The sequence below is a fragment of the Sinorhizobium sp. Y406 genome, assembly GCF_058732025.1.
Genome location: NZ_CM178974.1, coordinates 2,553,745 through 2,565,885 on the forward strand (window position 1 = coordinate 2,553,745; position 12,141 = coordinate 2,565,885).

Here is a 12,141-nt window from a genome sequence, read left to right on the forward strand (position 1 = left end):
CTCATGGCTGACGGCAGTTCCGAGACGAAATCCTCCAACCAGATGTGGGGCGGACGCTTCGCCTCGGGTCCGGACGCGATCATGGAGGAAATAAATGCCTCGATCGGCTTCGACAAGAAGCTCTATGCCCAGGACATCCGCGGCTCAATAGCGCACGCGACTATGCTGGCGCATCAGGGCATCATTTCGGCCGACGATAAAGACAAGATCGTTCACGGGCTCAACACGATCCTGTCAGAGATCGAAAGCGGCAGCTTCGAGTTTTCGCGCCGTCTCGAGGACATCCACATGAACATCGAGGCGCGGCTTGCGGCGCTGATCGGCCCTCCGGCCGGGCGTCTGCATACGGCGCGCTCGCGCAATGACCAGGTCGCGCTCGATTTCCGCCTCTGGGTGAAGGAAGAGCTGCAGAAGACGGAGAAGGCCCTGACGACGCTGATCGCCGCCTTCCTCGATCGCGCCGAGGAGCATGCCGAGACGGTGATGCCGGGCTTTACCCATCTGCAGACCGCGCAGCCGGTGACCTTCGGCCATCACTGCATGGCCTATGTCGAGATGTTTGGCCGCGACCGCGCGCGCGTGCGCCACGCGATCGAGCACATGGATGAAAGCCCGATCGGCGCGGCGGCGCTTGCCGGCACCGGCTTCCCGGTCGACCGCCACATGACGGCGCGCGCGCTTGGCTTCCGCGAGCCGACCCGCAACTCGATCGACACGGTCTCCGACCGCGATTTCGCGCTGGAGTTCCTGTCGATCGCGGCGATCGCTGCAACGCATTTGTCGCGCCTTGCGGAAGAGATCGTTATCTGGTCGACGCCGCAATTCGGCTTCATCCGCTTGTCCGATGCCTTCTCGACCGGCTCATCGATCATGCCGCAGAAGAAGAATCCTGATGCCGCCGAGCTCGTGCGCGCCAAGACCGGCCGCATCAACGGCTCGCTGATCGCCCTCCTGACGGTGATGAAGGGCTTGCCGCTCGCCTATTCGAAGGACATGCAGGAAGATAAGGAACAGGTTTTCGACGCGGCCGAGAGCCTGGAACTTGCGATCGCGGCGATGACCGGCATGGTCCGGGACATGACCGTACGGACCGACCGGATGAAGGCCGCCGCCGGATCCGGCTATTCGACCGCCACCGATCTCGCCGACTGGCTGGTGCGCGAGGCGGGCCTGCCCTTCCGAGACGCTCATCACGTGACCGGGCGCGCCGTCGCGCTCGCTGAAGAAAAGGGCTGCGAGCTCGCCGATCTCGCGCTTGCCGACCTCCAGGCGATCAATCCGGCGATCACCGACAAGGTGTACGACGTACTGACCGTCGAAGCCTCGGTCGCAAGCCGCACCAGCTTCGGCGGCACGGCACCGGCCGAGGTTCGCAAGCAGATCGCCTGGTGGCGGACGCGCAATTAGGGTCAGGACCTAGGCGCGGCGCCAGCAACAGAGAAACAGGGTGCACAAGCCGCTGAAAAACCGATAAGAGATCGCACCAGAGCGCAACGGCAAATCCGCGCGGCCCACGCCCGCTGACGCTCTGTGATCAATCGGCTTCAGCGTCGGCGAAGGAAAATGACGATGACATTCACGAAGGCCGCCCGGCTTGTGCTTCTCCTGGCAATCCCGGGTTTGGTTCTCACCGGTTGCGGCCGCAAGGGTGATCTCGAGCGCCCGGGAGCCGCGTCGATCAACACCACAGCGCCCGCCGGCACAGCCAAGCCGCAGCAAACGGCCGCAGACCGTCCATTCCTGCTTGATCCCCTCCTCTAAGACGAGCAATTGCCGTGAACCACTTCGAATATCGCGACGGAATCCTTTACGCCGAGGACGTACCGGTGACGGACATCGCGCGCGCCGTCGGCACGCCGTTCTACTGCTACTCCACTGCGACGCTGGAACGGCACTACCGTGTCTTTTCCGATGCTTTCGCCGACGTCGACGCCATGGTCTGCTATGCGATGAAGGCCAATTCCAATCAGGCCGTGCTGAAGACGCTCGGCCAGCTCGGCGCCGGCATTGACGTTGTCTCTGAAGGCGAGTTGCGTCGGGCGCTCGCCGCCGGTATCCCGGCAAGCCGTATCATGTTCTCCGGGGTCGGCAAGACGCCGCGCGAGATGGATTTCGCGCTCGAAGCGGGCATCTACTGCTTCAATGTCGAGTCGGAGCCCGAACTCGAGGTCCTCAATCAGCGGGCCGTGCGCGCCGGCAAGCAGGCCCACGTCTCTTTCCGCATCAATCCCGATGTCGACGCCCGCACGCATGCGAAGATCTCGACCGGCAAGAAGGAAAACAAGTTCGGCATCTCCTGGGAACGGGCGCGCAGCGTCTACGCGCATGCCGCGACGCTTCCGGGCATCAAGGTAACCGGCATCGACATGCATATCGGCAGCCAGATCACCGAACTGCAGCCCTTCGACGATGCTTTCAAGCTCCTGCGCGAGTTGGTCGACACGCTGCGGTCCGACGGCCATCTGATCGATCACGTCGACATCGGCGGCGGCCTCGGCATTCCCTATCGGCAAGACAACAGTCCGCCGCCCCTGCCCGACGCCTATGCGGAGATCGTCAAGAACCAGCTGAAGGATCTCGATTGCAAGATCGTCACCGAACCCGGGCGCCTGATCGTCGGCAATGCCGGCATTCTGGTCACCGAAGTGATCTATGTGAAGGATGGCGGCGAGAAGACTTTCGTGATCGTCGATGCCGCCATGAACGACCTGATCCGCCCGACGCTGTATGAAGCCTATCACGAGGTGCGTCCGGTCAAGATCTCGGCGGCCAACGCGCCGCGCATCAAGGCCGATGTGGTCGGTCCGGTCTGCGAGACGGGCGACTATCTGGCGCTCGATCGGGAAATGGCGATGCCCAAACCGGGCGATCTCTTCGCGATCGGCTCGGCAGGCGCCTATGGCGCGGTCCAGGCAAGCACCTACAACAGCCGCCCTCTCGTGCCGGAGGTGCTCGTCAAGGGCGACCGCTTCCACGTCGTCCGACAACGCAGGAGCTATGAAGACCTGCTCGGTCTCGATTCAGTGCCGGACTGGCTCGAATGAGCCGCTACGGCGCCGCGTGTATCGAACGCGCAAAGGTCGCTGCAGCACTTAAGTGCTGCGTGCTCGAGTCGAGGTCTATTTTTGGGGAGACTGCAGCAGGGTGACGAACCCGGTCGGCGATCACGTTTTCTTTTTCGACGCCGCCCTCGTCTTCGCCACAAACAATGTTATCCTGCCGTTAACCGTTGCCAGCAGTCGACGGGACTCCTAGCGCCTCGTGCTTTCCGAAAATACGGCACGATTTTCGGAAAGCACGAGGCGGAGATTGAATGAGTTACAGAGTCCATTGTGCATCCTGAAGGACGCACGGCACTGTAGGGAAACGAAGCGGATGACGCAGTTCCGGCAGGATGACACGCCACGACCGCGGTCGTTCGTCAAAATGCTGGCGGCAAAGCGATTGCTGGCGCAACTGGTGCTGGTAATCGAGGCGGTGCTGCCGCGCACCCTCGCCCCGCTCTCGTTCGTGCTCCTCTTCCTCTCGGCTGCCTGGCTTGGCTTCTTTCGTGTTGCTCCGTTATGGTTGCATGTGCTGGTGCTGCTCGGCTTCGTCGCCGGGCTGTTCCTGACCCTCCTGCCGCTCACCCGCATTCGCTGGCCGGAGATCACAGATGCCGACCGGATGCTGGAAGAGCGCAACCGACTGCCTCACCAGGCGATACGAGTACAGGACGACATACCGGCGACGCATGGTCTGATTGGCGCGGCGCTCTGGCGCGAGCACCAGGCGCGCATGGCTCGGCTCGTCCGCGGTCTCGGCACCGGCATGCCGCGCCCCGACGTCGCGCGACACGACCCCTTTGCCGTGAGGGCCGTGCCGATCCTGATCGCCTGCATCGCCTTCGCCTACTCCTACTCCAACCGCGCGGGATTGATCTCGGATGCCTTCCACTTGCCCGAGCAGCAGTCAATAGCTCCTGATATCCGGATCGATGCCTGGGTGACGCCGCCCGCCTATACCGGGCGTGCACCGCTCTTCCTGACCGGCCGTCAGGATATGGCGGCCACGGACGAGGAGAATGCACCGATCACTATCCCGCAGTTCAGCGACCTGACGGTTCGAATAACCGGCACCGCCGAGGAGACCGAGGTCAGCTACAGCGAAGCCCATAAGTCGGAGTCGACGATCATTCCCGCTTCCGAGGGGAAGCCAGATTCGCAACCAAAGGCGCAGTCCGCCGACGGGTCGCCGAAGGGCGCGCGCAACTTTCTCTACAAGATCACGCGGGACGGCACCCTTAGCGTCGCCGACAAGAGCTGGAATTTTAGGATCACCCCCGACAGCGTGCCGGACATCGCTTTCGCCGATCCGCCCCGCCCAATGGCGAACGGATCGCTGGAAATCAGCTTCCTCGCCCATGACGACTACGGAATCTCGCAGGCCTGGGCCGAAATCAAGCCGCTGGAAGAACCGGCGAAGAATGCCCGTCCGCTGTATCCGCTGCCCGAATACCGCCTCGATCTGCCGCGTCGCAACGCCCGTGAGGCCAAGGGCACGACGAACCGCAACCTCAGCGAACATCCTCTCTCGGGCAAGCGCGTCGAAATCACGCTCGTTGCGCGTGATGCGGCCGGCCAGGAGGGACGGAGCGTGCCTGAGGAAATGGTGCTGCCGGCACGTCGCTTTTTCGACCCACTCGCGGCGTCCGTCGCCGAGCAGCGGCAAATCTTCGCGCTTGACGCCAACCGGCTGCCGCGTTCGATCGAACTGAACGAAGCGCTGATGCTCTATCCGGAAGTGACGATTCCAAATCTGACGCATTTCCTGTTGCTGCAATCGGCAAGGACGCGCATGCAGCTCGCGCGCAACGACGACATGCTGCGAGATGCCGCCGACCACCTTTGGGAGATCGCGCTCGGCATCGAGGACGGCGACCTGTCGCTGGCCGAACGGCGGCTGCGCGACGCACAACAGGCTCTTTCCGACGCACTCGATCGCAATGCCCCCGACGAGGAAATCGCCAAGCTGATGCAGGAATTGCGAGAGGCGATGCAGGACTATATGCAGGCGCTTGCCGAGCAGCTGGCGAAGAACCCGCCGGTGGCCGGCAATTTCGACATGAACAATGTGATGCGCCAGCAGGATCTCGAGCGGCTGATGGACCAGATCGAAAATCTTGCGCGCTCCGGCGCACGCGACGAGGCCCGTCAGCTCCTGTCAGAACTGCAGCGGATGATGAGCAATCTGCCGTCCGGCCGCATGATGCAGCAGATGGGCGAGAACAATGCGATGCGCCAGCAGATGGACAAGCTCGGCCAGCTGATGCAACAACAGCAACAATTGATGGACGAGACGTTCAAGCTGGATCAGGCCCTGCGCGACCGAATGCAGCGTGGCGATCCGCTCCAGGGAGAGGACAACGAGCTCTTCGGCCAGGACATGCCCCAGGATCCGGGACAGGGCAGCGATCCAAACGACCAGACGAATCCGCTCGACGGCATGACTGCCGATGAGTTGAGGGAGGCGCTCAAGCAGCTGAAGCAGCAACAGGAGGGCCTCGGTAAACAGCTGGGCGAGCTTCAGAAGGGCCTCGAGGACCTCGGGATCAAACCCGGCAAGGGCTTCGGCGAGGCACAGAAGGAAATGGGGGATGCGGCCGGCGCCCTGGGCGAAGGCCAGGGAGAGCGCGCCGTCGGCAGCCAGGGACGGGCTTTGCAGGCGCTGCGCGAAGGCGCCCAGGATATGATGAGCCAGATGCAGGCACAGGGTCAGCAGCAGGGGCCGGGAATGGGCATGCCGCAATATGGCCAGAGCGGGCGCGACCCGCTCGGGCGACGCCACCAGAACGCCGGCCCTTATTTCGACGACCGGGTGCAGGTGCCGGACGAGATCGACACCCAGCGAGCCCGGCAGATCCTCGACGCGATCAGACGCAAGCTCGGCGACAATCTGTCGCCGGAGCTGGAGCGGCAATATCTCGAGCGCCTGCTTGACTTGCGCTGACGATTTGCACCCCGGTCAGCGGATCGCGCCGCATTGAATCCACTTCAAGCGCCGTACGTCCTTGCGCAAAAATGACTCTTTGAACCTGCGCGCCGTGCTTTCCGAAATCCCGCCCGGTCTTCGGGCCGATGCGCTACACGCATGTGTCCTTAAATCGAGATCGACTTAAGGACAAAGACATGCAAGCGCTACAGCGACCTTTGCGCACCCGATAGGAGCGCGGCGCCGTAGGCGACACCGTTCGTTGCGAAGGCGAGAGCGCGTCAGGCCGCCAACGCCTGGGCAACCGCCTTGCGGATGTCGGGTAGCGTGAACGGCTTGGAAATGACGTCCACCACCTTGCCGGAAAGGTCGTCGGTGCGTTCGCGTTGCTCCGCATAGCCCGTCATCAACAATATCTTCAACTGGGGAAAGGCGGAAGCGGCCTGATGGGTCAGCTCAATTCCGTCCATAACGGGCATGCGGATATCGGAAAGCAGGAGATCGAACGGCTGGTCATTGAGGCGGGCGAGCCCGTCGGCTCCATCCCCCGCTTCCACCGTTTCGTGCCCATCCAGTCGCAGGGCCCTCGCAACGAATGAGCGCAAGGCGTCCTCATCCTCGGTAATCAGGATTCTCGCCATCATGGCCTCCCGTATTCGCTCTCATAGAACGCTGAGGAACGCCCTATGCCATTGAAGCTAAGCATGACCGACCGGTCGGAGACAGCCGCCACGCAGCTCCAAACAAACAGCTTTTCGTTTGCTTTCGGTAAACGCGTTCGGTTCGGTTGTCTCTAGTCGGCGAATAATGCGCTGTCGCCCAACAGTTCAGCGGTTTTTGGGCAATGCCGTGCAGATCGAGAACGCGAACAAGAGACGCAGCAGGCTATATACCTACGCGTCGCCGGTGACGACGCCGACGAATGGCAGTTCGCGGAAAGCATAGGCGGCATCCATGCCGTAGCCGACCACAAAATGGTCCGGGCATTCGAAGCCGACATAGTCCGCCTCCAGGTCGAGCTTACGTTTTGAGCGCTTGTCGAGCAGCACCGCCACCGTCACGTTGCGGGCACCACGCTCAAAAAGCAGGTCCTTGGCAAAACGCAGCGTGCGACCGGATTCGAGAATGTCGTCGATCAGCAGCACGTCACGGTCGTGCACGTCGCTGTCGATGTCTTTGGTAATCTTGACACCTCTCGACTCGGTCCCTGTGCCGTAGCTCGAAAGCGTGATGAATTCGACCTCCGGCGCCAGGCCGGCGTCGTGCATGGCGCGAATAAGGTCGGCGGCAAAGATGAACGAGCCCTTGAGAATGGAGATGACGAGCAGGTCCTTGTGCGGCCCGCGCATGATCTCATCGGCCATCTCCCTGTTGCGCTTGGCAATCAACTCCGCACTGTAAAGAACCTCGATAGTCTTACCGCGAACGACGGGCATGCAGGCTTCTCCGGTTTGCCAGGAAGAACACCAGCCTTCCCATTTCATGTGGTAAGGGAACACATGCGAAAGAACGCTCGGGGCCTCTCCTGTTCCGCTTTCAAGCGCCGAATACCACAATCAGCGGGAAGAGGCACGGCTTTCGGCAAACGAAACACTCACCTCAGGCATTTTTCCACCCGCATAGGGCAGCCGGGCGACGAAGTGGCGACTTTCGCCCGGCGCCAAAGCCGAACTCTCGGGCATGAGCCGCGTCGCCGTCACCTTGCGCCCGTTGCTGAGCACATCGACGACGAGAGGCGGCACCTGCTGTTCGCTGCCTGAACGGTTGTCGATCGTGGCGTAGACGGAGAGAACGCGCATGCCGCCGGCGTCGCCGAGAGCCGTGGTAATGCCTGCGATCGCCAGCGGATGCGCGTCGGCCTCATCCTGGCGGCCGAGCCCGGCAATTGTCAGGAACGCGGCCACGCCGAGAGCGAGGACGAGGCCCGCGAAACGCCGCGCCGGCATCGCGTCGAGTTTCGTCTCGGCAAGAGACATGATTCGGTGCGGCAAGCTTTCTGCCGTCACCGTCGTCGGGTGCGACAGAGGGCGAGTTGCCGCCCTTCGGTTGTCGTTGTAGACCGGATAGGCGCTCCGCCTCGGCCCTGGCGCCAACGTCTCGAACTCGACGTCGATATATTCTAGTCGCCTGGTCGCAGCCGCAGCCGAGCGCGGCCCTCGCTCCGGTGGAAGCAGGTCGATACCGGCGGCGGTCTTCGTGCGAAATGACTTCATGGCGCTCTCCCGTCGCAGCGCCGCGCCTCTGATGAAGCGCGCCATGGTTTCGCTCCGGCAAATGCCCAGGCCCCTCAGGAAACAAAGCATTGCATGAAACCCTGACGACACGTAAACGGAAATGGTTAATGTTTCGGAAAGGAGCCGCGAAAGCGGCGCCTTTTCATGGAAAATTAACGGCCGTTTAACCATGATGCGGCCCTCGGTTTTGCACTGGCAGGCGCGCTGTCCTACTGCATGGTCCTGATCTCCATTTGGGGACCCGAAACGTGCAGCGGACGTGACGCCGCCGTTCCGACCGAGTAGCCGCGGATATCAGGTCGTGACGAGAGACTGGGATGTCCCGTTGATTCATTTCGAAAATGTCGGACTGCGCTATGGCATGGGACCGGAAATCCTCCGGGACTTGACCTTCGATATTCCGCGCCGGTCCTTTCAGTTCCTGACGGGGCCCTCCGGGGCGGGCAAAACGACGCTGCTTCGCCTGCTCTTCCTCTCGTTAAAGCCGACGCGCGGTCTCATTCGTATGTTCGATCGCAACATTTCCTCCATCCCACGCGAGGAATTCCCGATGCTGCGTCGCCGTGTCGGCATCGTTTTCCAGGACTTCCGTTTGCTCGATCATCTGACGACCTACGAGAATGTCGCTCTGCCGCTGAGGGTGCGGGGGAAGGACGAGTCCGCCTACCGCTCCGACGTGCTGGAGCTCTTGAAATGGGTCGGCCTCGGCGAACGCATCAATGTACTGCCACCGGTGCTTTCCGGCGGCGAGAAGCAGCGCGCCGCGATCGCGCGGGCCCTGATCGACCGGCCGGAAATCCTGCTGGCCGATGAGCCGACCGGAAATGTCGATCCGCCGATGGCACGCCGGCTCCTGAACCTGTTCCTCGAACTGAACCGGCTCGGGACCGCGGTGGTGATCGCCACCCACGACCTGTCGCTGATGGATCAGGTCGAGGCCAGACGCATGATCTTGTCACAGGGGCGGCTCGACATCTATGAATGAGCAGCGCCCCCGCCGTGAAGCAGATCCGCCGCAGCCGCAGCGTCGCGCCGAGATGCGTGTGCGCCCCACCGGACCTATCGTCCCCTCGGCCAATGTTTCCGGCAATGCGCTGATGTGCGTCATTGCCATCATGTCCTTCCTCGCCTGCCTGACGCTCGGCGGCGTCAGCATGGTGCGGGCGACGGCGCAAAGCTGGCAATCGCAGATCTCCCGGGAAATCACCATCCAGATCAAGCCGGACGACAATCTCGACATGGAGAAGGCGCTTGCCGACGCACGCGATCTCGCATTGACCTTCTCCGGCACGACGGGCGGGTCGATCATCGACCGCGCTGCGACGGCGCGGCTCCTGGAGCCCTGGCTCGGCGGCGGTCTCGACCTCGACGAACTGCCGGTACCGCGACTGGTGGTGATCACGATCGACGAGAACAATCCGCCGGATTTCGCCGCCATGCGCCAGGCGCTGACGGAGATGATACCGCAGGCCTTCCTCGACGATCACCGCACCTGGGTCGACCGCCTGGTAACGATGGCGAACACCACCGCAATGATCGGCAGCGGCGTCCTGACGCTCGTCTTCTCGGCGATGGTGCTGACGGTCGTCTTCGCGACGCGCGGCGCGCTTTCCGGAAATCGCCACATCGTCGAGGTCCTGCATTTCGTAGGCGCGGAAGCCGGCTTCGTCGCCTCCGAATTCCAGAAGCACTTTTTGAGGATCAGCCTGAAGGGCGCCGGCGCCGGCGGGCTTCTCGCAGCCCTCTCCTTCGCAATCGCCAGCTTCTGGCAATCGCAGACCCTCGCCACCCCCGAAACCGATCAGGCGACCGCCCTCTTCGGCACATTCTCGATCGGCTATACCGGCTATCTCGGCATCTTCGCGATTATTCTCGTCATCGCCTTGTTGACGACGCTGACGGCACGGCTCACCGTCATGCGGACCATCTACGAAATCGACCTGATCCGGTCGGACCCCGGGCGGACCGATACCTTCCAGGGCTGAGCAGGTTCCGCAAAGCTGTACCCCATCACTTTTCCTTGGTAGACCCGTGAATGTCTGCTTCGCGCATCGGCCCATAAAATCGGACCCGATTGACGGAAAGCTCGATGCGCAGATTGACAGCGGCCTTTGCGCCTCTGAAGAGACGCGCAGCGCTGCAATGGCGTCACCCCAAAATTCACGGCGGTTTGGGGCGACGAGATGCACAAACAAGACTTGAAGCGCGTCGCACAAGTACGTTTGATCGCGAGGCGCTCTTGGCCCTGGCAGTATGGAGCTCGTTGGAGCGGTGATTCGCCCGCGTTTGATCTATTCCCTGCCGTAAAGGGCGGCTATGTGAGAGAATCACAATGGTTGAGGAGCTTCGCGGGAACCGAATGGCCGACAAAGGCAAATGGCGAGACAGGGCAGCACACCGCCGCCGGTCCCGCAGCCTGCTGCGGAGGATTCTGCGCCGAAGCTTTTTCGTCCTGGTTTCCTTCCTCGGCCTCTTCATTGCCGGCTTTCTGCAATTTGCCGACACCGTCGCCTCGCTGCAGCCCCCGCTAGCGCCCAAGGCCGATGCAATCATCGTCCTTACCGGCGGTTTCCAGCGGATCGACCAAGGGGTCGAACTCTTGAAGACCGGCGCCGGCAAACGGCTTCTCATCTCCGGCGTTCACCCCGCGACGACCGGGAGCCAGATCCGCCGCAACACGCAGAGCTCGACCGCTCTCTTCAAATGCTGCGTGGATATCGGGCACCAGGCGATCGACACGACGGGCAATGCGACCGAAGCCTCCCAGTGGATTCTCGATCGCGGTTACCGGAGCGTTCTCGTCGTCACCAACAATTATCACATGCCCCGCAGCCTGCTTGAATTGCGCCGTGCCCGGCCGGAAACGGAGTTCATTGCCTATCCGGTCGTCAACTCCGATCTGAAGTCGAGCAACTGGCTGCGCAATCCGCTATTCCTGAAGGCCATATTGCTCGAATACGCCAAATACTCCATTGCGTCGCTGCGGGACCTGGCCGGTTCCCATTCCGAACACCAGCCCAGGACCGCCTCCTCTCAGGGAACGCCGACCGAATAGCCAAAGAACAGTTTTCCTTCGAGCGGGTTTCGTGTAGGCAGCGGCCGAAAGCCTTGCATCCGCACGAGAGACTGCCTGATGATCATCCTGCGTTCGATCCTCTTCAATCTGGTCTTCTACGCCAATCTGATCGCGCAGATGATCGTGATGACGCCGGTCTATTTCCTCTTGCCGCGCAAGGCATCCTGGATCGTGCCGAAGAACTGGGTGCGCAGCAATCACTGGCTAATGGAGAAGATTGTCGGCACGACCTTCGAGATCGAGGGCCTGGAAAACATTCCAATGGGCTCCTACATATTCGCGCCGAAGCACCAGTCTTTTTGGGACACCTACGCGCTTCTGCCCTGGCTCGATGATCCGTTCTACATCCTGAAGCGCGAGCTCACCTGGATACCGCTCTTCGGCTGGTACGTCATCAAGCAGCGCATGGTGCCGGTAAATCGTGCCGCGCGGGGCAAGGCCATGTCCGCCGTGATGGAGCGCACCAAACGGGAATTGGCAACCGGGCGTCAGTTGATCATCTACCCGGAAGGAACGCGCCGCCCGCCGGGGGCACCGCCGGAATATAAGTTCGGGATCGCTCGGCTCTATCGGGACCTGCAGGTGCCGGTCGTCCCCATCGCCATGCATCCGGGCCTGTTCTGGCCGAGGCGCAAATTCCTGCGCTTCCCCGGCCATTTCAAGGTGCGTATCCTGCCGCCGATCGAGCCCGGCATGGACCCGGATGCCTTCCTCAAGAAGCTCGTGGAAGTCACCGAAGCCGCCAGCGACGAGCTTCTCGTCGAGACGGTCCGGAACAATCCGCATGTGCCGCTCCCGGCTACGGCCAAACGGCGGCTGAGCGAGCTTAGCGCCTGAGAGAGAGGCATGGCAGCGCCGAAT

General features: G+C 62.2%; 11 protein-coding genes. 8 read left to right on the forward strand and 3 right to left on the reverse strand.

The window, feature by feature from the left end; all coding sequences use genetic code 11:
• The first annotated feature begins 3 nt into the window (after positions 1-3).
• The 4 genes from argH to AC4P1R_RS12275 all read left to right on the forward strand — a co-directional run bounded on the left by argH (position 4) and on the right by AC4P1R_RS12275 (position 5,988).
• A complete protein-coding gene (gene argH, locus AC4P1R_RS12260; protein ID WP_069459261.1) occupies positions 4-1,407 on the forward strand; it encodes an argininosuccinate lyase in 1,404 nt (467 codons plus the stop codon).
• A 156-nt stretch (positions 1,408-1,563) separates the two neighbouring features.
• A complete protein-coding gene (gene lptM, locus AC4P1R_RS12265; RefSeq protein WP_069459260.1) occupies positions 1,564-1,761 on the forward strand; it encodes an LPS translocon maturation chaperone LptM in 198 nt (65 codons plus the stop codon).
• 14 nt (positions 1,762-1,775) lie between these two features.
• A complete protein-coding gene (lysA, locus tag AC4P1R_RS12270; RefSeq protein ID WP_492177035.1) occupies positions 1,776-3,044 on the forward strand; it encodes a diaminopimelate decarboxylase in 1,269 nt (422 codons plus the stop codon).
• 331 nt (positions 3,045-3,375) lie between these two features.
• Entirely contained in the window at positions 3,376-5,988 is a 2,613-nt protein-coding gene (locus AC4P1R_RS12275) for a TIGR02302 family protein (protein WP_492177036.1), read from the forward strand.
• Positions 5,989-6,251: 263 nt separating this feature from the next.
• On the opposite strand, the gene AC4P1R_RS12280 is transcribed toward AC4P1R_RS12275, so the two are convergent.
• From AC4P1R_RS12280 to AC4P1R_RS12290, 3 genes are all read right to left on the reverse strand, one after another.
• Positions 6,252-6,611, reverse strand: coding sequence for a response regulator (locus AC4P1R_RS12280; RefSeq protein ID WP_069459323.1), 360 nt, complete (start codon positions 6,609-6,611; stop codon positions 6,252-6,254).
• Positions 6,612-6,863: 252 nt separating this feature from the next.
• A complete protein-coding gene (gene hpt, locus AC4P1R_RS12285; protein WP_069459257.1) occupies positions 6,864-7,406 on the reverse strand; it encodes a hypoxanthine phosphoribosyltransferase in 543 nt (180 codons plus the stop codon).
• 120 nt (positions 7,407-7,526) lie between these two features.
• A complete protein-coding gene (locus AC4P1R_RS12290) occupies positions 7,527-8,183 on the reverse strand; it encodes a hypothetical protein (protein WP_492177037.1) in 657 nt (218 codons plus the stop codon).
• Between the two features lie 382 nt (positions 8,184-8,565).
• Between AC4P1R_RS12290 and ftsE the strand changes: the two genes are divergently transcribed.
• From ftsE to AC4P1R_RS12310, 4 genes are all read left to right on the forward strand, one after another.
• A complete protein-coding gene (gene ftsE / locus AC4P1R_RS12295; protein WP_245314655.1) occupies positions 8,566-9,189 on the forward strand; it encodes a cell division ATP-binding protein FtsE in 624 nt (207 codons plus the stop codon).
• Positions 9,182-10,189 (forward strand): cell division protein FtsX, encoded by a 1,008-nt coding sequence (locus AC4P1R_RS12300; RefSeq protein WP_492177038.1) that lies wholly within the window; start codon positions 9,182-9,184, stop codon positions 10,187-10,189. The genes ftsE and AC4P1R_RS12300 overlap by 8 nt, the downstream gene beginning before the upstream one ends.
• Positions 10,190-10,563: 374 nt before the next feature.
• The gene (locus tag AC4P1R_RS12305) at positions 10,564-11,259 is read left to right on the forward strand and encodes a YdcF family protein (protein WP_069459322.1); all 696 of its coding nucleotides are present in this window, start codon (positions 10,564-10,566) and stop codon (positions 11,257-11,259) included.
• A gap of 78 nt (positions 11,260-11,337) precedes the next feature.
• Positions 11,338-12,117, forward strand: a complete 780-nt coding sequence (locus AC4P1R_RS12310; RefSeq protein WP_069459253.1) for a lysophospholipid acyltransferase family protein — start codon at positions 11,338-11,340, stop codon at positions 12,115-12,117.
• Positions 12,118-12,141: the final 24 nt, after the last annotated feature.

Coding starts and splice junctions, on each gene's coding strand:
- argH (WP_069459261.1), top strand. CDS start 4: ATGGCTGACGGCAGTTCCGAGACGAAATCCTCCAACCAGATGTGGGGC.
- AC4P1R_RS12280 (WP_069459323.1), bottom strand. CDS start 6,611: ATGGCGAGAATCCTGATTACCGAGGATGAGGACGCCTTGCGCTCATTC.
- hpt (WP_069459257.1), bottom strand. CDS start 7,406: ATGCCCGTCGTTCGCGGTAAGACTATCGAGGTTCTTTACAGTGCGGAG.
- AC4P1R_RS12300 (WP_492177038.1), top strand. CDS start 9,182: ATGAATGAGCAGCGCCCCCGCCGTGAAGCAGATCCGCCGCAGCCGCAG.
- lptM (WP_069459260.1), top strand. CDS start 1,564: ATGACGATGACATTCACGAAGGCCGCCCGGCTTGTGCTTCTCCTGGCA.
- ftsE (WP_245314655.1), top strand. CDS start 8,566: ATGGGACCGGAAATCCTCCGGGACTTGACCTTCGATATTCCGCGCCGG.
- AC4P1R_RS12275 (WP_492177036.1), top strand. CDS start 3,376: ATGACGCAGTTCCGGCAGGATGACACGCCACGACCGCGGTCGTTCGTC.
- AC4P1R_RS12310 (WP_069459253.1), top strand. CDS start 11,338: ATGATCATCCTGCGTTCGATCCTCTTCAATCTGGTCTTCTACGCCAAT.
- AC4P1R_RS12290 (WP_492177037.1), bottom strand. CDS start 8,183: ATGAAGTCATTTCGCACGAAGACCGCCGCCGGTATCGACCTGCTTCCA.
- AC4P1R_RS12305 (WP_069459322.1), top strand. CDS start 10,564: ATGGCCGACAAAGGCAAATGGCGAGACAGGGCAGCACACCGCCGCCGG.